This window comes from Streptomyces sp. H27-H1 (genome assembly GCF_026627445.1).
GTDB lineage: Bacteria > Actinomycetota > Actinomycetes > Streptomycetales > Streptomycetaceae > Streptomyces.
In genome coordinates this window covers 55490-77112 of record NZ_JAPNLJ010000011.1, presented here as the reverse complement: position 1 = coordinate 77112, position 21623 = coordinate 55490, and the positions used below count along the sequence as shown (strand labels likewise).

General features: G+C 73.2%; 20 protein-coding genes. 8 read left to right on the top strand and 12 right to left on the bottom strand.

Going from position 1 to position 21623, the window contains the following annotated elements:
* Window positions 1-167: 167 nt before the first annotated feature.
* From OTB20_RS14485 to OTB20_RS14475, 3 genes are all read right to left on the bottom strand, one after another.
* Window positions 168-1445, bottom strand: coding sequence for a hypothetical protein (locus tag OTB20_RS14485; RefSeq protein ID WP_267817695.1), 1278 nt, complete (start codon window positions 1443-1445; stop codon window positions 168-170).
* A 480-nt stretch (window positions 1446-1925) separates the two neighbouring features.
* A complete protein-coding gene (locus OTB20_RS14480) occupies window positions 1926-2531 on the bottom strand; it encodes a DUF4291 domain-containing protein (protein WP_267817693.1) in 606 nt (201 codons plus the stop codon).
* 155 nt (window positions 2532-2686) lie between these two features.
* Entirely contained in the window at window positions 2687-5179 is a 2493-nt protein-coding gene (locus OTB20_RS14475; RefSeq protein ID WP_267817691.1) for a helicase C-terminal domain-containing protein, read from the bottom strand.
* 86 nt (window positions 5180-5265) lie between these two features.
* On the opposite strand from OTB20_RS14475, the gene OTB20_RS14470 reads away from it, so the two are divergent.
* Window positions 5266-6201 (top strand): hypothetical protein, encoded by a 936-nt coding sequence (locus tag OTB20_RS14470; RefSeq protein WP_267817690.1) that lies wholly within the window; start codon window positions 5266-5268, stop codon window positions 6199-6201.
* 216 nt (window positions 6202-6417) lie between these two features.
* The gene (locus OTB20_RS14465) at window positions 6418-7047 is read left to right on the top strand and encodes an HAD family hydrolase (protein ID WP_267817688.1); all 630 of its coding nucleotides are present in this window, start codon (window positions 6418-6420) and stop codon (window positions 7045-7047) included.
* An 18-nt stretch (window positions 7048-7065) separates the two neighbouring features.
* On the opposite strand, the gene OTB20_RS14460 is transcribed toward OTB20_RS14465, so the two are convergent.
* Entirely contained in the window at window positions 7066-7344 is a 279-nt protein-coding gene (locus OTB20_RS14460; protein WP_267817686.1) for a hypothetical protein, read from the bottom strand.
* Window positions 7345-7487: 143 nt separating this feature from the next.
* Here OTB20_RS14460 and OTB20_RS42420 point away from each other — a divergent pair, with 143 nt between their 5' ends.
* Complete coding sequence (locus OTB20_RS42420; RefSeq protein WP_324289406.1) at window positions 7488-7871, top strand: cold-shock protein; 384 nt, start codon at window positions 7488-7490, stop codon at window positions 7869-7871.
* 54 nt (window positions 7872-7925) lie between these two features.
* On the opposite strand, the gene OTB20_RS14450 is transcribed toward OTB20_RS42420, so the two are convergent.
* The 4 genes from OTB20_RS14450 to OTB20_RS14435 all read right to left on the bottom strand — a co-directional run bounded on the left by OTB20_RS14450 (window position 7926) and on the right by OTB20_RS14435 (window position 11498).
* A complete protein-coding gene (locus OTB20_RS14450) occupies window positions 7926-8795 on the bottom strand; it encodes a 1,4-dihydroxy-6-naphthoate synthase (RefSeq protein ID WP_267817684.1) in 870 nt (289 codons plus the stop codon).
* Window positions 8792-9538 (bottom strand): futalosine hydrolase, encoded by a 747-nt coding sequence (locus OTB20_RS14445; protein ID WP_267817683.1) that lies wholly within the window; start codon window positions 9536-9538, stop codon window positions 8792-8794. Before OTB20_RS14445 ends, OTB20_RS14450 begins: the two co-directional genes overlap by 4 nt.
* A gap of 13 nt (window positions 9539-9551) precedes the next feature.
* A complete protein-coding gene (locus OTB20_RS14440; RefSeq protein ID WP_267817682.1) occupies window positions 9552-10037 on the bottom strand; it encodes a DUF2771 domain-containing protein in 486 nt (161 codons plus the stop codon).
* Window positions 10038-10115: 78 nt separating this feature from the next.
* On the bottom strand, window positions 10116-11498 hold the full coding sequence (locus OTB20_RS14435) for an MFS transporter (protein WP_420716396.1): 1383 nt from the start codon (window positions 11496-11498) through the stop codon (window positions 10116-10118).
* A gap of 338 nt (window positions 11499-11836) precedes the next feature.
* Between OTB20_RS14435 and OTB20_RS14430 the strand changes: the two genes are divergently transcribed.
* The 3 genes from OTB20_RS14430 (at window position 11837) to OTB20_RS14420 (ending at window position 16009) form a co-directional block, all read left to right on the top strand.
* A complete protein-coding gene (locus tag OTB20_RS14430; protein ID WP_267817678.1) occupies window positions 11837-12745 on the top strand; it encodes a DUF3027 domain-containing protein in 909 nt (302 codons plus the stop codon).
* Window positions 12746-12892: 147 nt separating this feature from the next.
* Window positions 12893-14635, top strand: a complete 1743-nt coding sequence (locus tag OTB20_RS14425) for an ABC transporter permease (protein WP_267817676.1) — start codon at window positions 12893-12895, stop codon at window positions 14633-14635.
* Window positions 14636-14707: 72 nt separating this feature from the next.
* On the top strand, window positions 14708-16009 hold the full coding sequence (locus OTB20_RS14420) for a nitrate/sulfonate/bicarbonate ABC transporter ATP-binding protein (RefSeq protein ID WP_267817675.1): 1302 nt from the start codon (window positions 14708-14710) through the stop codon (window positions 16007-16009).
* Between the two features lie 64 nt (window positions 16010-16073).
* On the opposite strand, the gene OTB20_RS14415 is transcribed toward OTB20_RS14420, so the two are convergent.
* Window positions 16074-17117, bottom strand: a complete 1044-nt coding sequence (locus tag OTB20_RS14415; protein WP_267817674.1) for a WD40 repeat domain-containing protein — start codon at window positions 17115-17117, stop codon at window positions 16074-16076.
* 77 nt (window positions 17118-17194) lie between these two features.
* On the opposite strand from OTB20_RS14415, the gene OTB20_RS14410 reads away from it, so the two are divergent.
* Both OTB20_RS14410 and OTB20_RS14405 read left to right on the top strand, forming a co-directional pair.
* Window positions 17195-17887, top strand: a complete 693-nt coding sequence (locus tag OTB20_RS14410) for a GDSL-type esterase/lipase family protein (RefSeq protein ID WP_267817891.1) — start codon at window positions 17195-17197, stop codon at window positions 17885-17887.
* 59 nt (window positions 17888-17946) lie between these two features.
* Entirely contained in the window at window positions 17947-18936 is a 990-nt protein-coding gene (locus OTB20_RS14405; protein WP_267817673.1) for an aldo/keto reductase, read from the top strand.
* A gap of 129 nt (window positions 18937-19065) precedes the next feature.
* On the opposite strand, the gene thpR is transcribed toward OTB20_RS14405, so the two are convergent.
* From thpR to OTB20_RS14390, 3 genes are all read right to left on the bottom strand, one after another.
* The gene (gene thpR, locus OTB20_RS14400; protein ID WP_267817671.1) at window positions 19066-19656 is read right to left on the bottom strand and encodes an RNA 2',3'-cyclic phosphodiesterase; all 591 of its coding nucleotides are present in this window, start codon (window positions 19654-19656) and stop codon (window positions 19066-19068) included.
* A gap of 140 nt (window positions 19657-19796) precedes the next feature.
* Window positions 19797-21146 carry an MFS transporter gene (locus tag OTB20_RS14395; RefSeq protein WP_267761019.1) on the bottom strand — a complete coding sequence of 450 codons (1350 nt, stop codon included), beginning with the start codon at window positions 21144-21146 and terminating at the stop codon, window positions 19797-19799.
* 24 nt (window positions 21147-21170) lie between these two features.
* Window positions 21171-21608 carry a MarR family winged helix-turn-helix transcriptional regulator gene (locus OTB20_RS14390; protein WP_267817669.1) on the bottom strand — a complete coding sequence of 146 codons (438 nt, stop codon included), beginning with the start codon at window positions 21606-21608 and terminating at the stop codon, window positions 21171-21173.
* Between the last annotated feature and the right edge of the window lie 15 nt (window positions 21609-21623).

Below are 21623 nucleotides of genomic sequence, written 5' to 3'. Positions count from 1 at the left end.
GGGCGGCCGGGTGGGGCGGAGCGGAAAACCGAAGGGGCCCGGCACACGCATCGCGCGTGTGCCGGGCCCCTTCGGGGTGTTGCGAGCCGGCTGGGGCCACGTCGGTGACCGGTGGCCCGAGCCGACTGGGGCCACGTCGGTGACCGGTGGCCCTTTCCGGTTCCGTACTAGCCGCGGACGGTGCGCCGGCGGCGGTTGCCGAGCCAGGCGGCCGCGCCGCCGAGGCCGATGAGGAGGGCGGCCAGGCCGGAGTACAGGCCGGTGTTGGAGTCCGAGCCGGTGTGCGCGAGGGAGCCGGTCGGGGCGGGGGTGTTCCCCGGGGCCGGGGTCGACGGGGCCGCCGGGGTGGAGGCCGCGGAGCCGGTCGGCGCCGGGGTGGTGGGCGCCGGCGTGGTGGGCGCGGAGCCGGTCGGTGCCGGGGTCGTCGGTGCCGGCGTGCTGGGCGGAGTGGTGGTCTTCGGGCCGAGCTGGAACTGCTGGTCGGAGGAGAGGAAGGGGTAGGTGTTGCCCTCGGACAGGCCGACCATGGCGGTCACCTTGACCGGGGCGAGCTTCTTGAGCGTCGCCTTCGGGCCGAGCTTGACCTGTATGTGCGTGATGTGGTCGCCGGAGGCGGCGCCGAAGCCCTTCGCGATGACCGGCAGGCGGCCGCCCTGGACCTTCAGGTCCTTCCACGTGCCGTCGACCTTGACCCGCACCTTGAGGTCGGAGTCCGCCACGTCGGCCATGTCCACATCCAGCCAGGTGCCGAGGCCGGAGTTGAACTCGCCGCCACCGGTGACCCGGTAGCGCAGGTCCATCTCCCGGCAGTCGGGGGCTTCGCCGTCGGCGCAGGGGCTCACCTTGCCGAACGAGGTCTCCAGCGTCCCGGGCTTGGCCGCCGGACCGGTCTTGAAGGCCAGCGAGCCCTCGCCGCCGTCCGTGAGCTCGTTCTGGTAGGTCGACGCCCGCAGGTTGAAGTCGCCGTTGAGGGTCGGGTAGCTCTTGCCGAGGCCGATGGTGACCTTCCAGACCATCTTGCCGCCGGCCGGGATCTGGAAGCCGTCCGAGGCATTGCCGTCCGCCGGGTAGAACAGTCCCTGCCACTCGCCGTCCTGCTGCCCGATCCGGAACCCGGTCGCCGGGGCGCTCACCGGGGCGACCTTGTAGATCACGTCGCTCTCCTGGAGCGGGCTGCCGCCGGTGTGGTCGAGGAGCATCCACGGGTGGTAGGAGGAGGGCTTGTCCGTCGTGTTGGTCACCGTCAGGTCGAAGGTCTCCGTCGCGCCGCCCCGGGTCAGCGGGCCGCTCGGGACCGGTGCGCTCATCGTGGTCTTCAGCGCCTTGTAGTTGCCCTCGGTGGCGTAGGCCGACAGCGGCATCAGGGCGGTGCCGGCGATGGCGGCGACTACCGCGGTGGCGGCGGCGGTGCGGACGGTGCGGCGGGTGGCGGTGCGAGCGGACATGGTGGAATCCCCCGGGAATCAACAAGATCAGACGGCAGTGGCGGCCGAAGGGCAGAGTGGCCGAAAGGTGGAGAGGCAGAGCAGGCGAAGCGGCCTGGCGAACCGGCCGGCGGTGGAACGCCGGTCCGGTGGGTGGTGCGGGATCTCGCCGGCGGTCCGGTTGCTTCCCCCCCGGTCGCTGCTGCGATGAGCTGATCTTCACACAGGTCACATCTCCAATCCGTCGTCGGAATGTCACCGCAGTGCAACAGGCCCCAAGGGCCCTGTTGAACTGCCTGACCTGCGGAGACAGCGGAATGGTCGCGACCCGTTTCCGTCGCTAGTGCTGTGGCCGGAAAGGTTCACCGTGTCGCGGCGCCCGGCACGGCACCTCGCGGCGTTGTCGGACCGGGCAAGTACGTCCAGTACGAGCCTCGGCCCTCCGCCTTGCGATGCACCGCACCGGACACCGCGACCCGGCAAACCTTCCCGGCCACAGCACTAGCCGCCCAGGTGTTCCAGCGGCCCCGCCGGGTAGGGAACCTCCTGCGGAAGCAGGGCGCGCGCCGCCTCCGGTGCCCCGGAGCGGAGCAGGCCGTGGATCTCCCGGACCAGCGGGGTCACATCGCGGATGGCGACCGTCCACTCGTCGGCGTAGGCCCGCGACGCCTCCCCGGCCAGGCCCAGTTGGAGCGAGCGGTACGGGAGCGGGTTCAGGTGCAGATCGCGCTCCGGGTCCCACTGCACGCGGGCGGGGGCGGTACGCAGCGTCCGCTGCCAGTCCGCCCGGTCGGGGTGCACGGCGGGGACGTAGTGCGACAGGCAGGCGTCCCGCAGCGCCCGGTCGAAGCCGGTGCGGGTGATCTCGACGGCCAGGACCGTCTCCTGGTCGGCCTTGGTGGCCCAGCCGCAGCGGTACATCATCCACAGGAACGACGGCTTGACCCAGGTCATCCGCTCCCGCTTCCAAGCGGGCGGGAAACGGCCCTCAAGGGCGGCCGGCACCCCGATCCGGGGGTGGTACGCCTGGTACACGGTGATGGTGTCGGCGGTGTGCGAGGCGCGAATCTGGTGGCGGGGGACGGGAGCCGTCGTCATATCGGACATGGCCCCAGCGTGCGGGGCCGCGCCAACTCCGGGCCAGCGGATTTCCCTCCCGGGACCGGACCGACGAGGACCGGACGGGACCGGACCGACAGGCGCCGCCGGGCAGGTCCTGCCCGGCGGGCCCGGCCCGGCCCGAGCCGAAGGACGCGCCCCGGCTAGAGCTGGTCCTCGGCCAGTTCCGCGACCCCCGTGATCCGGTGCAGCGCGTACGTCCGTACCTCGTCCGCCGTGTGGTCGTAGCCGGTGACGAAGCCGCCCTCGACCCGGACGGGGGCGATGACCCGCTGGCTGGCCGCCCCGTCGGCGTTGACGTAGCCGATCCACACCGCCGACCCGGTGAGCGCGGCGGCCTGCACCGTCGCCAGGGTCTCCGCCGCGCTCGTACGCGGGAGTTCGCCGGCGGCTCCCGGACCGCCCGCGCCGGAGGAGGTGGCGGCGGGCTCCTTGCGGATGGCCGTCGCCGCCATGTCGCCCGCGCGGATGGCCCGTACGGCCGCCGCGAGCAGCGTCGTGTCCGGTACCGGCGGCCCGTCGGGGACCGGTACGGGTACCGCGCGGTTCGGGGTGCGGTGGGCGTCGGCGCGGGCGATCAGGACGTCACCCGTACGGGATTCCGCGGCCGGGGCGTACCCCATGGCCCGCAACCCGTCGAGCAGCACGGTCGGTTCGGCCTGCGCGGCCAGCACGGTCGGCGCGAGGCGGCGCAGCCCGAGGCCCGCGGACCGTTTGTCGGCCATGATCTCGTTCAGCATGCCGTCGTCGTCGCAGCGCACGTACGAGGAGGCCGAGCCGACCCGGAGGTGTCCGTGCCGCCGGGCCACGTCGTCGATGAGGTACGACAGCGGCTGAGGTACCGGCGTCCGGCTGTGCTCGGTGAGGAAGGACTGCAGGTCGACGGCGGTGTGGCCGGCGTCCAGGGCGCGGCGTACCGACCCGGGTGTGAAGCGGTACACGGTGGCCCCGCCCTTGGACTCCACCTCCGCCAGCACGGCCAGGACCTCGGCGACCGCCCGCCGCAGCGGCCCGGGGGCCACCGCCGTCAGGTCGGCCTGGAGCAGTACGTGGTCGACGGGCTCGGGCAGCAGTGGCGCGAGCAGCGGCGCCGGGTCGCGCCCCTCCAGCAGGGCCCGGCCGGGTGCGGCGAGCGCGCCGCGGCCGGTGACTCCGAGGACCTCCGCCTCGGTCAGCGTCCAGCGTGCGAGGCGGGAGCGCAGTTCGCTCGTACCGCGCACCGGCCGCTCCCACGAGAGGCGGGCGAGGAGCACGGACGGGTCCGGGGAGCCGCCCTCGGGGAGGTCGGCGAGCAGGGTCAGGGCGCGGCGGCGCACCTCGGCGGCGGCGGAGCGGTCCAGGTCCGCACCGAGCACCGAGAGCGTACGGCCCTTCGCGTCCTGTTCGCCGACCAGGCCGGCGGTCCGGGTGGCGGCCAGCCAGGCCGCCGCCAGCACCGACCAGCGCTCGGCGGGCGGGAGTTCGAGCCACTTGTCGAAGGCCGGGGTCGGCGCGTACCGCTCGTCGGCCTCGCCGTCGCTGGCCAGCAGGCCGGCCGCGTAGGACAGTTCGATCCAGAACGCCGCCGACGGCTCGTCGGTGTCCAGCCCGGCAGCCGCCCGCTTCAGGTCGCGTACGGAGAGCCCGCCCGCCCGGAGCACGGCCGGACCGGTGTGCTCCCAGGACTTCACCAGCTCCTCGACCGTCGACAGCGCGGCCAGCGCCTGACCGGCCGCGTTCGCGTCCACAAGCTGTGGACGGTGCTCGCGGTGCGCGGGAACGGCCGGGGGCAGCGGCTCCGTCACCCGGTGCGCGAGCCCGCCGCGCAGGTACAGCGCCACCTCGCGCGGCAGCAGGACGGTGCGCGCCGAGGCCGGCAGCAGCAGACCCCGGTCCCGGAGCCAGCGCACCGGAGGCGTCGGATTCGGGGTCACCTCCCCGTACGGAGGGCCCCACACGAGCCGGCCCAGCACCTGGTGGGCCTCCGCGGGGGCTTCGTCGAGCAGCGCCGACATCCGGACCGGGTCGGTGAACAGGGCCGTCAGCGCGGTCACCGCCGACACCGGGTCGTGCGTCGCGGACAGCCCGACGGCCGCCACGATCTCCTGGATCCGGGTCGGCGACATGCCGGCCGTGGCCTCGGCGACGGTCGGGCCGAGCCCGGTGGGGGAGGGCCGCGAAGGGGAGGGGGCGAGCAGTTCGCGGGCGGTGCGCACCAGGCGCAGCCGCTCGTCGTCGCTCCATACGAGGGCCTGCTCGCGCAGGGTCGCAAGGGCTCGGGGGAGTTCGGCGCGGGCCCCGTTGTCCGTGCCGGACGTGGTTCCGGTGTCACCGCTGAGCAGGGACTCCAGTACCGCGTACGGGCAGGGCTCCGGGCCCACCGCGAGGGCCTCGGCGCTCTGCAGGGCGAACCGGTCGAGGCGGTCCAGCGCGCGCACCACCGAGGCCCGTGTCCCGGCCCGCGTCGCGAGCTGCGACACGTCCCCGGGGACCGGGCTCAGCAGGTCCGGCCGGGCGCGCAACAGGGCGGCGAGCCCCTCGTCGTCGCGGGCGCGCAGCTCTTCGGCGAGGGAGCGCGGAGCGCTTCCCGCGGTGCTCGGGTCAGGCACGGGCGTCGCCTCCTGGTCGCGTCGGCCGGTCAGTCGGCCGGTCCCCATCCGGCCAACGGTATCCGCTGCGCCCCCGGCCGCTCCACGGGCGCACGCGCTACCTTCGGTCGAGGTGGCACGGGAGGAGCCGGGGCGTGGGGATCGAGAGCGACCATCTGGTCTACGAATATCTGAGCCGGGTCGGGGACTTGGCCCAGCGCAAGCACCTGTCGTCCGGGGACCGGATGCGGCTGGTGGCGGGGCTGCGGGACGAGATCGACCGGCGGCGGGCGAAGTACGAACCGGAGACGCCCGCGGCGGTACGGCGCATTCTGGAGCGGATCGGCACGCCGGAGGAGGTCCTGGACACCCTGTCGGCGACGGGCCCGCCCACGGCGGCCGACCGTCCGGCGCCCTCCGCTCCCGCGGTGCCGGTGCAGCGGGGGGCCGCGCCGCCGCACCTCGCGGGGCTCGACGAGCTGGGCTCCGGCGAGAAGATGGAGCCCGACTGGTGGACGGTGGGGCCGGCGTCGGCGGTGGAGGGCTTCGCGGGCGGGATCGAGATCCCCGAACTCCTGAAGGGGCCGGCCGCGGAGCGGGAGCCGGACGCGGAGCCCGAGCCGGATCCCGCCGAGGCTCCGGAGGGGCGGCGCACGCTCGTCGGGTTCCTGCGGGAGCGGCGGCGCCGGGCGAAGGCGGACGCGGATGCCGCGGCCGCGGCAGCCGTCGTCGCCCGGGCGGCTCCGGTGAGGCGAAAGCCCCACACGTTCCTGCTGTTGGCGGCGGTGGCCCTGCTCGCGGGGGCCGTCTCCGGCTACTGGCTGCTGAGCGCCGGGGGCTGGCTGCTCGCGTACGCCTCGCGGGTGCTGGGTCCCGCCGAGCGGAAGTGGGTGGTCTTCGGGCTGCCGGGAACGGTCTTCGCGGGGGCGGTGCTGTGGCTGTGGGGCCGGCTGAACGGCCGCTGGGGGTCCCCCTTGGCTGATGAGGCCATGGGGGGCGCCTTCCACGACCTCCTGCCGTGGCTGGCGCGAGGCGCGGCCGTGGCCTCGGCGCTCTACCTCCTGTGGCGCTCCCGCCGCCGCCCCGGCTAGTGCTGTGGGGCCGCCCCCGACCTCCCCCAGACTCCGTCCGGGGGGACCCCCGGTTCGCCCGTTCCCCGAAGCTCCGCCCCGGACCCGTCGCGACCTGCGGCGCCGCTCCCGGGGGGCCGGCCCCCCGGACCCCCGCGCCTCAGCGCCGGCGGGGCTGTGAACAGCCCCGGACGGGGGCGGTCCGGGCCGTGGTGGGCGGCTCGGCACAATGGAGGTATGAGCCCCGAGACGCAGCTGACCGTCGGATTCGACCTCGACATGACCCTCATCGACTCCCGACCGGGCATCAGGGCCGCCTACCAGGCACTTTCGGCCGAGACGGGCACCTACATCGACGCCGACGCGGCCGTCACCCGGCTCGGGCCGCCGCTGGACCAGGAGCTCGCGTACTGGTTCCCGGAGGCGGAGATCCCCGCCATGGCCGACCGGTACCGGGAGATCTATCCCACATACGCCATCGCGCCGACCCCGGCGATGCCGGGCGCCCGCGAGGCGGTCGAGGCGGTCCAGGCTCTCGGCGGCCGTGCGATCGTCGTCACCGCCAAGCACGAGCCCAACGCCCGCCTGCACCTGGACCACCTGGGCATCAAGCCCGACGCGGTCGTCGGCTGGCTGTGGGCGGAGGCCAAGGCGGTCGCCCTGCGCGAGTACAACGCGCAGGTCTACGTCGGCGACCACGTCGGCGACGTACGGGGCGCCCGCGCCGCCGGCGCTGTGTCGGTGACGGTCCCGACCGGTCCGTGCCCGGAGCCGGAACTGCGCGAGGCGGGCGCCGACGTGGTCCTGGCGGACCTCACGGAGCTGCCGGCCTGGCTGGCGGAGTACGCCCGCACGCGCACCGCGTAACCGCCGGGGAAGCCCCGCCTACGCCTGCGCCTGCGAGGCGCGAGCCGCGGTGCGCTGCGCGGCGGCCGAGCGCAGTACGCCCGCCGCCGAGATCGCGAACCCGACGCCCATGAGCATGCACACGGCCCACGCGTACGACGGGAACGGGTCGGTGTCGAGGAACAGCGGGGCCATCGTGGCGAGGGTGGCGACGGCGCCGACGATGAAGACGATGCCGCCGGCCTTGACGAGCGCGTCGCCGGGGCGGGCCGCGTCGGGGTCGGTGTCCACGGACTCGGGCTGAGGAGTAACAGTCACCCGACCAGGGTAGTTCCCTGGCCCGAGCGGTCACCCGCGAAGGACCGGGGAACGACTTGTCACCCGGATCACGGCTACTAGCCTGAGAGGTGCGGGCAGGCGGCCCGCTTCCCACCCGGCGAACTCAAGGACAGAGGACGGACGTGCCTACCGGCAAGGTCAAGTGGTTCAACAGCGAGAAGGGCTTCGGCTTCCTCTCCCGCGACGACGGCGGCGACGTCTTCGTCCACTCGTCGGTGCTTCCCGACGGGCTGGACGCGCTCAAGCCCGGCCAGCGCGTCGAGTTCGGTGTCGTCGCAGGACAGCGCGGTGACCAGGCACTTTCGGTGATCGTCCTGGATCCGGCCCCCTCCGTCGCGGCCGCGCAGCGGCGCAAGCCGGATGAGCTCGCCTCCATCGTGCAGGACCTCACGACCCTGCTGGAGAACGTCACGAACCAACTGGAGCGGGGTCGTTACCCCGACAAGGCGCACGGCGGGAAGATCGCCGACATGCTCCGCGCGGTGGCCGACCAGCTGGACGTCTGAGCTACGAAGCACCGTGCCCCGCCGCCCACGAGGGCGGCGGGGCACGTCCGTGTCCTACGGGAACGCCAGCGCGTCGGCGGCGATGGCCGGAACCAGACCCTCCGCCGCCGCCCGGGTCAGCAGCCCGCGCACGGCCGCGTAGCCGGCTTCGCCGAGGTCGGCGGTGAACTCGTTGACGTACAGCCCGATGTGCTGGTCGGCGACGGCCGGGTCCAGCTCCTGCGCGTGCGCCCGTACGTAGGGCCGGGACGCCTCCGGGTCCTCCCAGGCCATCCGGACCGACGTACGGGCCGACTCGGCGAGCGCGCGCAGCGCGTCCGCGCCCAGGGAGCGCTTGGCGATGATCGCGCCGAGCGGGATCGGCAGGCCGGTCGTGGACTCCCAGTGCTCGCCCATGTCGGCCAGGCAGTGCAGCCCGTAGTCCCGGTAGGTGAAGCGGGCCTCGTGGATGACCAGTCCGGCGTCCACGCGGCCGTCGCGCACGGCGGGCATGATCTCGTGGAACGGCAGCACGACCACCTTGCCGACCCCTTCGGGCAGCACGGCGGCGGCCCACAGCCGGAACAGCAGGTAGGCGGTGGAGCGTTCGCTCGGGACCGCGACCGTCTTGCCGGCCAGGTCCGTGCCCGGCTCCCGGGTGAGGACCAGCGGCCCGCAACCACGGCCCAGCGCGCCGCCGCAGGGCAGGAGCGCGTACTCCTCGAGGACCCACGGGAGGACGGCGTAGGACACCTTCAGCACGTCGAGCTCACCGCGCTCGGCCATGCCGTTGGTGAGGTCGATGTCGGCGAAGGTCACGTCGAGGGCGGGCGCGCCGGGGACCCGGCCGTGGGCCCAGGCGTCGAAGACGAAGGTGTCGTTCGGGCAGGGCGAGTACGCGATCCGTACGGGGTGTACGGGCTGTTCGGGGTCTGCGGCGTTCATGAAGGTCCTCCCCAGGAAGCGAGTACGGGCCCCAGTACCCGGAAGCCGTCGGCCAGCGCCGTCAGCGCGTCGCCGATCCGCCAGGCGGCACGGTCCCGCGGGCCCACGGCGTTGGAGACGGCACGGACCTCCAGGACGGGCAGCCCGTGCGCGGCGGCGGCCTCCGCGACCCCGAAGCCCTCCATCGCTTCGGCCCCTGCGAGGGGGTGCCGTGCGGCGAGGGCGGTCGTACGGGCGGCGGTGCCGGTGACGGTGGAGACGGTCAGGACGGGCGCGAGCAGCGCCCCGGTCACCTCGGCGGCGCGCGCGGCGAGCTCTGCGGGAGGCAGGTGCACGCTGCGGCCGAAGCCGAGTTCCGCGACGGGCAGGAACCCCTGCGGGGTCTCGGCGCCCAGGTCGGCGGCGACGATCACGTCGGCGACCACGAGGGAGCCGATCGGGGCGGCGGGCGCGAACCCGCCGCCGATGCCGGCGGAGACGACGAGGACGTAGCCGCCGGTGTCGGGCGCGAGCGCCAGGGCGGTCGCCGTCCCGGCGGCCGCGGCGGCCGGGCCGACTCCGGCGACCAGCACGTCGAAGGCTCCCCGGCGGTGGATGAGGTAACCGCCGGGGAGGGTGCGCGGCTCGGGGCCGGGGGTGTGGTCCGGGCCGGGGGTGTGGTCCGGATGAGGGACCGGACCGGACAGGCCGCGGACGACGGAGTCCGCCTCCGCCGTCACCGCGGTCACGATGAGCGCGCGCATGGTGGGTACGTGACTACTTGAGCTTGACGTTGAAGGCCCAGACGGCGAGGGGCTTGCCGTCCTCGGAGACCTGGACGATGTTCAGCTTCTTCGAGGTCGGGGCCTCGCCCTGGCCGCCGGTGGCGAAGATGTCGGCGCCGGGGAAGCTGCGGTAGGTGTTGGAGGAGGGCTCGGTGATCGGCTGGCCGTCCAGGACCGCCTGCCACTGCTTGCCGTCCTCGACGACGTCCGGCTCGACACCCAGGCGCAGGGTGTCGCCCCGGCCGTAGTGGACGGTCTTGGAGTGCTTCACGTCGGTGAAGCACTCCTGGACCTTTTCGGCCGTGAGTTCCTTGCCGTCGCTGCAGGCGGCTTCGGTGGACACCGACGAGGTGCCGACCGTCACGGTCGCCAGCGGCGTCGGCTTGTCACAGGCGGAGAGGAGGAGGAGGCCGGCGGAAACGGCTCCGAGGGCCGCGACGCTGCGGCGGGCCCTACCCGAGAAAAGCGGTGCGGTCATGAGCCGAAGGCTATCGGGCCGGTGCGGTCCGCCGGTGCACGGGGTCCTACGGTGTGCCGCCTCCGCGAGCGCCCCCCGCTACGCCACCCGTGGGCGGGAGGACGTGGGGTGCTGGTGCCGCGGGGACGTGAGGAAGCCGCGCAGTGCCATCGCGGTGCCCAGGGCGACCACCACCGCGGCGATGGACATGCCCAGGACGCCGTTCAGGGGCAGGGCGATGCCGATCGCGCCGCCCAGTACCCAGGCCACCTGGAGCAGGGTCTCCGAGCGGGCGAAGGCAGAGGTACGGACGGCCTCGGGCACGTCGCGCTGGATCATCGCGTCGAGCGAGAGCTTCGCGAGGGCCTGGCAGAAGCCGGCCGTCGCGCCCAGGACGGCCATGAAGACCCCGCTGAAGAAGAGCGCCGCGAGGACGGCCACCGCGAGGGTCAGGGACAGTACGGCGGCGATGATCGCCTCGGGTGCGCGGGCCCGGAGCCAGGCCCCGACGGCGGTCCCGCAGGCGTTGCCGACGCCCGCCGAGACGCCGACGATGCCCAGCGACACGGCCGCGCTCTGTCCGGCGAGCGGGTGCTCGCGCAGCAGGAACGCCAGGAAGAAGATCAGGAACCCCGACAGCCCGCGCATGGAGGCGTTCGCCAGCAGCCCGCACAGCACCGGCCGGCTGACCGTCCGCAGCCCCGGCCGCTTCGAGTGCGCCTCGTGGGTGGAGAGCCGGGCCCGGCGTTCGCCCTTCGCCTCGTCGACCTTGTGCGGCAGCGTGAACGCCGCGACGGTGCCCCAGATGAAGATCGCGCACGCCCCGTAGAGCGGCCACGGCGGTCCGATCGTGTGCAGGGCGGCGCCCACGGGCGCGGCGGCGCCGGTGGCCAGCAGGCCGGCCAGGGTGACCCGGGAGTTCGCCTTGACCAGGGAGAACCCCGGTGGGAGGAGTCGGGGGACCACCGCGCTGCGCACCACCCCGTAGGCCTTGGAGGCGACGAGGACACCGAGAGCGGCCGGGTACAGCTCCAGGCCGCCCGTGGCCACCGCGCCCGACATCATCACGGCCAGCAGGGCCCGGGTGAGCATCGCGCCGGCCATCGCGGCCCGCCGCCCGTGCGGCAGCCGGTCCAGCAGGGGGCCGATCACCGGGGCCAGCAGGGTGAAGGGGGCCATGGTGATGGCGAGGTACAGGGCCACTCGGCCGCGTGCCTCGTCGGTGGGGACGGAGAAGAAGACGGTGGAGGCGAGCGCGACTGTGATCATCACGTCACCGGCGCCGTTGATCGCGTGCAGCTCGATCAGTTTGCCGAGACCCGATTCGCCGGCCCCGTGGGCGTGCGTGGCCCGCCGGATTCCGCGCGCCGTACCGGTGAACGGCAGGTGCAGGGCACGCCCGACGGCCCGGCCGGCCCGCCTGGCCGGTCCCGAGCCGTCAGCGGACGACCGTACGGGTGCCACGGGCCCATAGTGCCCCACTCGGTCCTCTCAGACCCTCCCCGGCGCGTCGCGGAGGCCCGGCCGCGCCTCGGGATGGGCGCGGGTGTCCGCGAATCGGACCTTGCATGTGGGCCGAAGGCGCCGGAGGAGGTAGCGTGCGTAGCGCGCCACCGGCGGTTGCTCCTGGCCGCGCGCCTCTTCGCGATCCCGCAGAATGGATCGCAGGTAGGTGCGCACGGGAACCCGATCGGGCGCGGACGTCGACGCGGCCCCCTGGTCCGCTCCGCCCGCGCTACGTAGGGAGACAGCCGACGGGTCGTTGTGGACGACAAGTACGGACGGCGCACTCGTGAGACGGCGTAGGAGAGAACGAGACTGTGAGTGCTGCGACGACGCGAAGCCGTACCCCCGACCGCCTGTGCGTCGAGGCGGTAGACCTCGCCCGAGCGGCGGCTGAGGAAGCCGCCGCGCCCGGAGTGGTGGGCGAGCACCTTGCCGCCATTGCTGAAGGTGACAGGGTCGTCACGCACTTCTTCGAGTGCAAGGACCCCGGGTACCGAGGCTGGCGCTGGGCCGTGACGGTGACGCGTGCGTCCCGTGCGAAGAACGTCACCCTCGACGAAACGGTGCTCCTGCCGGGCGACGACTCCCTGCTGGCCCCCGAGTGGGTGCCGTGGAGCGAGCGGCTGCGGCCGGGCGACATGGGTCCGGGCGACCTGCTCCCCACGGACGCCGAGGATCTGCGGCTGGAAGCGGGCTGGTCGGGCGAGGACGCCCCGCCGCCGAACTCGGTGGTGTCCGCCGAGATGGCCGAGCTGGTCGAGGCGGAGGACGCCGACGTCACCGACCGCGCGGTGGTTCCCGTACGCGGCTCCATCACCTCCGTCGCGGAGGAGCTGGGCATGCGGCGGGCGCGCGTGCTCTCCCGCTACGGGCTGCACAGCGCGGCGGACCGCTGGGACGAGTCCTTCGGCGCGAAGACCCCGATGGCGCAGGCCGCGCCGGCCTCGTGCGTCTCCTGCGGGTTCCTCGTCGCGATCGGCGGCTCGCTGGGCCAGGCGTTCGGAGTCTGCGCGAACGAGTTCGGGCCCGCGGACGGCCGACTGGTCTCCCTGTCCTACGGATGCGGCGGCCACTCGGAGGCTGCGGTGATGCCGAAGCCGCCGAGGCCGGCCCCGCCGGTGCTCGACTCCATGGGCTCCGACGAGTTCACCCTCCGCCCGGCCCCCGACTCCGGCTCGGTCCCCGCCCCGGACCCCCTGGCCGCGGACCTCGGCCACTCCTGACCTCAGGGCTCCACCCCGGGGCCATGAACGGCCCCGCCGGCGTTTGAGGCGCGGTGCCTGGGGCGGAGCCCCAGGCACCGGGTCCGGCTTCGCCCGGTTGGGTGGCTGGGGGCGCGACACGCCGTCAGGCGTGATCGGCTGGGCCCGATGAAGACCTCCGCGCGCCCCGAGTCGCACACCGGCCGGGCGGCCCCCACCCGCACCCGCCTGTCGTGGGTGGACTTCGCCGTGGCCGCGGCCTTCCTGGTGCTCGGGTACGCGGCCCTCCAGGTCGGCAAGGGCACCACCGTCAATTTCGACCCCGCCGACGTCCCCGACGTGGACACGGACCCCGCGAAGCTCCCGCACTACGCGGCCCGCAGCGTCCTGCGGATGTTCATCGCGCTGATCGCCTCCGTGGTCTTCACCTTCGGGTACGCCTACGCCGCCGCCCGCAGCCGCCGCCTGGAGCGGGTGCTGATCCCGGCCCTGGACATCCTCCAGTCCGTCCCCGTCCTCGGCTTCCTCTCCGTCCTCGTCACCTTCTTCGTCGCCCTGTTCCCGGGCTCCCTGCTCGGCCTCGAATGCGCCGTCATCTTCGCCATCTTCACTTCGCAGGCCTGGAACATGACCTTCGGGTTCTACGCCACCCTGACCTCCCTCCCCCGCGAACTCGACGAAGTCTCCCGCTCGTTCGGCTTCACCCGCTGGATGCGTTTTTGGCGCGTGGAGGTCCCCGCCGGAGTCATCGACCTGGTGTGGAACGGCATGATGAGCTTCGCCGGCGGCTGGTTCATGCTCGTCGCCTCCGAGGCGGTGTCCGTCTCCGGTACCGACTACGCCGTCCCCGGACTCGGTTCGTACGCGGGCACGGCGATCGGCGAGGGGGACCTCGGGAAGGTCGGCTGGGTCATCCTCGCGATGACCGTCACCATCGTCACCGTCAACTTCCTCTTCTGGCGGCCCCTCACGGCCTGGGCGGAGAAGTACAAGAACGAGCAGTCCGAGTCCACCGACGTCCAGCGCAGCTACGTACTGGACTTCCTGCGCCGCTCCCACTGGCCCCGGCTGCTGGGCCGCGCCACCGCCCCCGCCCGCGATGCCACCGGCCGGGCCGCCCGTGTACTGGGCCGCGACGACAGGTCGCTGTCCGTGGACCCGGGCCGCCGCCGGACCGGTGACGTGGTCTTCGGCGTCGTCGCCGGAGCCGTCATCCTGTGGGGCCTGTACGACCTGGCGCGCTACCTGCAGCGCGAGACCGGCCTCGGCGTCTTCGGGGAGCCACTGCTGCTCGGGCTGATCACCTTCGTCCGGGTGATCGTGCTGGTCGCCGCCGCCACCGTCGTGTGGGTGCCCGTAGGCGTGTGGATCGGCTCCTCGCCCCGGCTCACGAAGATCGCCCAGCCCGTGGTGCAGGTGCTGGCGAGCTTCCCCGCGAACCTGCTCTTCCCGGTGGCCGTCTGGTTCTTCCTCAAGACCGGGCTGAACATCAACATCGGCTGCGTCCTGCTGATGGCCCTCGGCGCGCAGTGGTACATCCTCTTCAACTCCATCGCCGGCGCCATGTCCATTCCCTCCGACCTCAAGGAGGCCATGGACGACCTCGGGGTACGCGGGCTCCAGCGCTGGAAGCGCCTGATCATCCCGGCGGTGTTCCCCTCGTACGTCACCGGCGGCATCACCGCCTCGGGCGGAGCCTGGAACGCCTCCATCGTCGGCGAGGTCGTCACCTTCGCCGGTACCACGCTCTCCGCGAGCGGCCTGGGCGCGTACATCTTCCACGCCACCGAGTCCGGGGACTTCCCCAAGCTGATCGCCGGGATCGCCGTCATGAGCCTGTACGTCGTCGGCCTCAACCGGCTGTTCTGGCGGCCGCTGTACCGGCTCGCGGAGCGCCGCTACTCCATCTGACCCCTCGGCCCCTGCCCCTGCCCCAGCCCACGTCCGCGCGTCGAGTCCGCCCGATCCGAGGAGCCCGCCCCGATGACCACGATCCTCCAGGCCGCCGCCCTCACCAAGTCCTACGCCGGCGCCGACGGGGAGCTGCCCGTGCTCGGCGGCATCGACCTGGAGATCCGCGAGGGCGAGATCGTCGCGCTCCTCGGCAAGTCGGGCAGCGGCAAGTCCACTCTGCTGCGCTGCCTCGCCGGGCTGATCCCCGCCAGCTCCGGCTCGGTCATCTACCGGGGCGAGGAGCTGCGCGGGGCGAACCCGGGCACGGCGATGGTGTTCCAGACGTTCGCGCTGCTGCCCTGGCTGACGGTGCGGCAGAACGTGGAACTGGGCCTGGAGGCCAAGGGCATGGACCGCGAGGCGCGGGCCCGGCAGGCGGTGGAGGCGATCGACCTGATCGGTCTCGACGGCTTCGAGTCGGCCTACCCGAAGGAGCTCAGCGGCGGGATGCGCCAGCGCGTCGGTTTCGCCCGGGCGCTCGTCGTGGAGCCGGACGTGCTGATGATGGACGAGCCGTTCTCCGCGCTCGACGTGCTCACCGCGGAGAACCTGCGCGGCGAGCTGATGGAGCTGTGGGCCTCGGACCGCTTCCCCGCCAAGGCGGTGGTGCTGGTCACGCACAACATCGAGGAGGCCGTGCTGATGGCCGACCGCGTGGTGGTGCTGGGCTCCCGCCCCTACGGCACCATCAAGGAGACCTTCGCGGTGGACCTGGCCCGCCCCCGGGACCGTAACGGCGCCGACTTCGAGCGGATCGTGGACGCCGTGTACGCGGTGATGACCGGCCGTACCGCCAAGACCCCGGCCGCGGCCCCGCCGGCCAAGCGGACCCCGGCCAACACCCCGCTCCCGGCGGCCAGCGTCGACGGGATGGCGGGTCTCGCCGAGATCGTGCTCCAGCGGGGCACCGGCGACGGCCGCGAGGACCTCGCCGACCTCGCCGAGGAGCTGGGCCTGGAGGTGGACGACCTGCTGCCCCTGGTGGACGGGCTGGAGCTGCTGGGCCTGGCCGAGGTACGGGACCTGCACCTGGTGCTGACCGCGCGCGGCACCGCCTTCGCGGGGGCCGACGTACAGGAGTCGAAGGAGCTGTTCGCGGAAGGGGCGATGGAAGTCCCGCTGGTGCACCTGATCCACAGCACCCTGCAGCGCTCGCGGGGCGGTACGCAGCGGGCCGGGTTCTTCCGCGACCTGCTCTCGCACCACTACACGAGCGAGCAGCTGGAACAGCAGCTGGAGACGGCGACGGACTGGGGCCGCTACGGGGAGCTGTACGGGTACCACGCGGACGGCGAGGAGTACCGGCTCGACGAGGACACCGGCCGGGGATAGCCCGGGACCCCAGCCCCCGTACCCCAGCCCCCGTACCCCAGCCCCCGTCCCCGTCCCCGGAGGGTCAGGGATTGGGGCGCCGTCGCAGGATCCGCTTCGCGGCCAGGGTCAGGCCCATGGCCGCGACCAGCACGAAGGCCCCCTTGGTGAAGTTCCCGTCCGAGGGCCCGGCGGAGGACCCCGCCCCCGGTGCGGCCGAGCCCGACGGCGCGCGGGACGGCGACCCCGACGGGCCGGACGGGCCCGGGTCCGTCGCCGGACCCACCGCAACGGCGACGACCCGGCTGTTCGCCCCCTCCGCGCCGAACATCAGCGCGGACCCGTCCGCCGTGTACGTCACGGACTCGGCCTGTCCCTGCCACGGCGCGGCCACCGACTCCCCGTCGCCGGCCGGTCTGCCGTCCTTCCACGGGTACGTCCTCGCCCACAGGTACCCCCGCAGCGCGAGCCGCCCCCCGTCCGGGGAGAACGCACCGTCGGTGACCCACGGGACGTCCCCGATCCGCCGGAAGGTGTTCGTACCGCTCGTGGTCAGCGTCGCCGGACCCTCGTAGAGCCCGCCCTCCCGCTCGTCCTTGCTCGCGATGTACACCCGCCCGGTCACCGGATGGACCATCAGCGCCTCCGCGTTCCGGGGCCCGTCGGCGTACTTCACGGTGAACTGCGCGGCCTTGAGCGTGGCGTTCCCGAGCTTCTTGGGCTCGGGGAAGCGGTAGATCCACACGTGGTCCCAGGAGCCGCCCCGGTTGTCCCCGATGTCGCCGACGTACAGCTGCCCGTCCGGGCCCAGCGAGATCCCCTCGATGTCCCGGGGGCTGCCGATGCCCGTCATCGTGATCCGCGCGACCGTCTTCCCGGTCGCCGAGTCCACGCCGTACACGTACGGGCCGTCGTCGCTGTCGTTGTGCGTCCAGTACACGCCCGGGTGGATCCGGCTGGCCGCGAGCCCGCTCGACTCCTTGATCCGGGGGTCGGTGATCGTGAACCCGGACGCGGCGGGGCCGGGCGCGGCGTAGGCGGCCACCGGCGGCAGGGCGAGGCCGGCGCCAACGGCGGCGGCAACGGCCGTGACGACGGCGGCGGTCAGGGGCAGCGGGTGCGGGCGCATCCCCCTAGCCTGCCAGCCTGTCCCGCGTGTCCGGCATCACAGGGGCCGCGGCCCCCGTGATCCGCGAAGATGACCGGATGCGTTTCATGTTCGTCGGGGACTCCATGACCGTCGGGCGCGCCGGTGACTACACCTGGCGCTACCGGATGTGGCAGCACCTCGACACCACCTTCGGCGGCCCGTACGAGATCGTCGGCCCCCGCAGCGCGCTCTACGACACCCTCGCGGACGCGCCGACCAGCCATGCGTACGCCGACCCCGGGTTCCCCGCCGACGCCCGCCGCCACCTGGCCGGCTGGGGCGAGGGCTGGCAGCACATGGCGCCGCTCATAGGCCCCGCGGTCCGCTCCGGCGAGGCCGACGTACTGCTCGTCTCGCTCGGCCTGATCGACCTCGGCTTCTACACCGCCGCCGAGGGCACCACCGCCAACGTCCGCCGGTTCATCACCGGGGCCCGCGCCGCCCGGCCCGGAATCCGGATGGTCCTGCTGCCCGTCATCCCCAACGTCCGGGCCCAGGACGACGCACCCTTTGCGGCGCAGGTCGAGCTCTTCAACGAGCTGCTCGCGAAGGCGGTCGCCGACCTGTCGACCCCCGCCTCGCCAATCCTGCTGGCCGCGCGCCCGGACTCGTACGAGATCCACCGGGACACCTACGACGGCACGCACCCCAACGCCTCCGGCGAGCACCGCCTGGCCGGGGAGTTCGCGGCGGTCCTCCACCAGGCCTGGGACCTGGGCGGTCCCTACCGGCCCCGGCAGGACACGTAACACGCCCTTCACCGAGGGCTCTTGCTTCGAGCGCACTCCAGGCAGTTGGCTAGGTGCCCATGGAGTACACGCAGCTCGGACGCACCGGTCTCAAGGTCAGCCGACTTGTCCTCGGCACCATGAACTTCGGCCCCCAGACGGGCGAGCCGGAGAGCCATGCCCTCATGGACACGGCCCTCGACGCCGGAATCAACTACTTCGACACGGCCAATGTGTACGGGTGGGGTGAGAACAAGGGCCGTACCGAGGAAATCATCGGCACCTGGTTCGGCCAGGGCGGCGGCCGCCGTGACAAGACGGTGCTCGCCACCAAGGTCTACGGGAGCATGGCCGCGGAGGGCGACCCCTGGCCCAACTACGACAGGCTGTCGGCGCTGAACATCCGGCGGGCCGTCGACGCCAGCCTCAAGCGCCTGAACACCGACTACATCGACGTCTACCAGTTCCACCACGTGGACCGGCTGACGCCCTTCGAGGAGATCTGGCAGGCCGTCGAGGTCCTGATCCAGCAGGGCAAGATCCTCTACGCGGGATCCTCGAACTTCCCCGGCTGGAAGATCGCCCAGGCCAACGAGGCCGCGGCGCGCTCCGGCCGGCTCGGCCTCGTGAGCGAGCAGTGCCTCTACAACCTCGCCGAGCGACGGGCGGAGCTGGAGATCATCCCGGCCGCCGAGGCGTACGGGCTCGGGGTCATCCCGTGGTCCCCGCTGCACGGCGGGCTGCTGGGCGGGGCGATCCGCAAGTCGGCGGAGTCGGGGCGGACGGCCACGGGGCGCTCGGCGGAGGCCCTCGCGAACAGTTCCGTACGGGCGCAGGTACAGGCGTACGAGGACCTGCTCGACAAGCACGGACTGGAGCCCGGCGAGGTCGCCCTGGCCTGGCTGCTGACGCGGCCCGGGGTCACGGGCCCGATCGTCGGACCGCGCACGCCGGAGCAGCTCGCGTCCGCGCTGCGGGCGGTGGAGCTGGAGCTGTCGCCCGAGGTGCTGGCGGGGCTGGACGAGGTCTTCCCGGGGCCGGGGGCGGCTCCGGAGGCGTTCGCCTGGTAGCCGCCGGGCAGCCGCCCGAGGGGCGCGGGCCTACTGTCCGACGGCGGCGGCCACGGCGACGACGACGAACATCAGCACGAGCACACCGGCCATGACGCGGTTTCTGGTCTTGGGATCCACCCGTCGAGCCTAACGCGACCCAGCCCGCCCTTCGTACGGAGGGGCGGGCTCTCCCAGTTCCCAGGAGCCGACCACCTCGTACCGGGGCTGCTCGCCGGGTACACCGGAGACCGGCAGATTGCTCCTGACCAGGCTCAGCTCCCCGACCTGCCAGGCGGCGCCCTCGAAGGAGGCCAGCGCGTCGCGGTAGGGGCGTACGTCGTCGGCCTCGTCGCGGAGCCGGCCGAGGGTGAGGTGGGGGGTGTACCGGTGGTGCTGGTCCATGGACACCCCGGAGCGCCGGGCGGCGGCGTCGGCCCGCTCGGCCAGCATCCGCAGGGCGTCGAGATCCCCGGCGGCGCCGGCCCACAGGGAGCGGTGGCCGAAGTGGCCGGATCCGTGGATCCGGAGCGGGAAGGGCGCCGAGCGGGTGGCCGCGCGGGCCAGGCGGGTGTGCAGCTCGGGGAGCAGCTCTTCCTGGACCTCGCCCATGAAGGCGAGGGTGAAGTGCCAGCTCGCTTCCGCGGTCCAGCGCAGGCGGTCGTCGTGGAGGCCGCGTACGGCTTCGGCCAGCTCTGCGACGGCCTTCGCCGGGGGCATGACGGCTGCGAAGAGTCTCATGCGCCGAGCCTAGCGATGCGGTCCGCGCGGGGCTCCGTTGCCGGAGGCCTCGGGGCCGTGGCGGCCCGGCCGCGCCCGGCAGGGCCCAGGGCCGGCCGGGGGCCGGAATCGCCCTGTGGGCAATCCAGCCCCCGGCCGGGTCAGGCCGCCGTGACCAGTTCGCGGGTGCGCGTGGCCGGGACGAAGGTCACGCCGCGGCGGGTCACGCTGAGTCGGAGGTTGCCCACGCGGGACAGGACGAGCCCGATGGTCAGGGCCGCGGCCAGCGATACGGCTCCGCCGGCGGCCATGCCGATCCGGGCGCCGTAGGTGTCCGTGATCCAGCCGACCAGCGGAGCCCCGATCGGGGTGCCGCCGGTGAAGACCATCATGAACAGGGCCATCACCCGGCCCCGCATCTCGGGGTCGGTGGCGATCTGGACGCTGGAGTTGGCGGTGACGTTGACCGTCAGGCCGAAGACCCCGAGCGGTACCAGAAGCGCCGCGAACAGCCAGAACCCCGGTGCGAAGGCCGTCACCAGCAGGAGGAAGGAGAAGAGCACCGCCGCCGCGACCAGCAGCCGCAGCCGGGACAGGCCCCGCCGGGCCGCCAGCAGGGCGCCCGCCAGGGAGCCCGCCGCGATCAGGGTGTTGAAGAGTCCGTAGGTGCCCGCGTCGCCGTGGAAGACCTTGCTGACGAAGGCCGACAGCCAGATCGGGAAGTTGAAGCCGAAGGTGCCGATGAATCCGACGAGCACGATCGGCCAGATCAGATCGGGGCGCCCGGCGACGTACCGCAGGCCTTCTCGGAGCTGGCCCTTGGCGCGCGGCTGTACCTCGACCTGGTGCAGGTCGCGCGTCCGCATCAGCAGCAGGGCCACGATCGGGGCCGCGAAGGACAGGCCGTTGAGCAGGAAGGCCCAGCCGGAGCCGACGGCGGTGATCAGGACACCGGCGATGGCGGGGCCGACCAGTCGCGCGGACTGGAAGTTGGCCGAATTCAGGCTGACCGCGTTGGCCACCTGGTCCTTGCCGACCATTTCGGAGACGAAGGTCTGCCGGGCCGGGTTGTCCACGACGGTGACCAGGCCGAGGAGGAAGGCGGCGAGGTAGACGTGCCAGACGTTGACGTGGCCGGCGAGGGTGAGGACACCGAGCGCGAGGCCGGTGAGGCCCATGGCGGTCTGCGTGCAGAGCAGCAGCGGCCGCTTGGGGAGCCGGTCGGCGAGTACGCCTCCGTAGAGGCCGAACAGCAGCATCGGCAGGAACTGCAGCGCGATGGTGATGCCGACCGCGGACGCGGATCCTGTCAGCGACAGGACCAGCCAGTCCTGGGCGATGCGCTGCATCCAGGTGCCGGTGTTCGAGACGACCTGGCCCGTGGCGAAGAGCCGGTAGTTCCGGATCTTCAGCGAGCTGAACATCGAGTTGGTGCTCTTGGCGGTGCCCGGCGTGCGCGTAGTGGTGGATGTGTGGCCGGGGGCGGAGTCTGCTCCGGGTCCCGTACTCAAAAGGTTCGCCTCCTGGCGTCGTTCCTATAGGTGCGCGAGCTTGTCCAGGACGGGCGCGGCTTCGCGCAGCTTCGCCCATTCGTCCTCGGTCAGCTCGGCCGCTAGCCCGGCGAGGAAGGCGTTGCGCTTGCGGCGGCTCTCTTCGAGCATCGCTTCGGCCTCCTCCGTCTGGCGGACCACCTTCTGGCGGCGGTCGTCGGGGTGCGGTTCCAGCGTGACCAGTCCCTTGCCTTCCAGCAACGCGACGATGCGCGTCATGGACGGCGGCTGCACGTGCTCGCGCCGTGCCAGTTCACCGGGGGTGGCCTGGCCGCAGCGGGCGAGGGTGCCGAGGACCGACATCTCGGTCGGGCTCAGCGATTCGTCGACGCGCTGATGCTTGAGGCGCCGGCCCAGCCGCATGACGGCGGAGCGGAGGTCGTTCACGGCGGAGGCGTCGTCGCCATGGGAAAGGTCATGCATGTTCTTTAGAGTAAC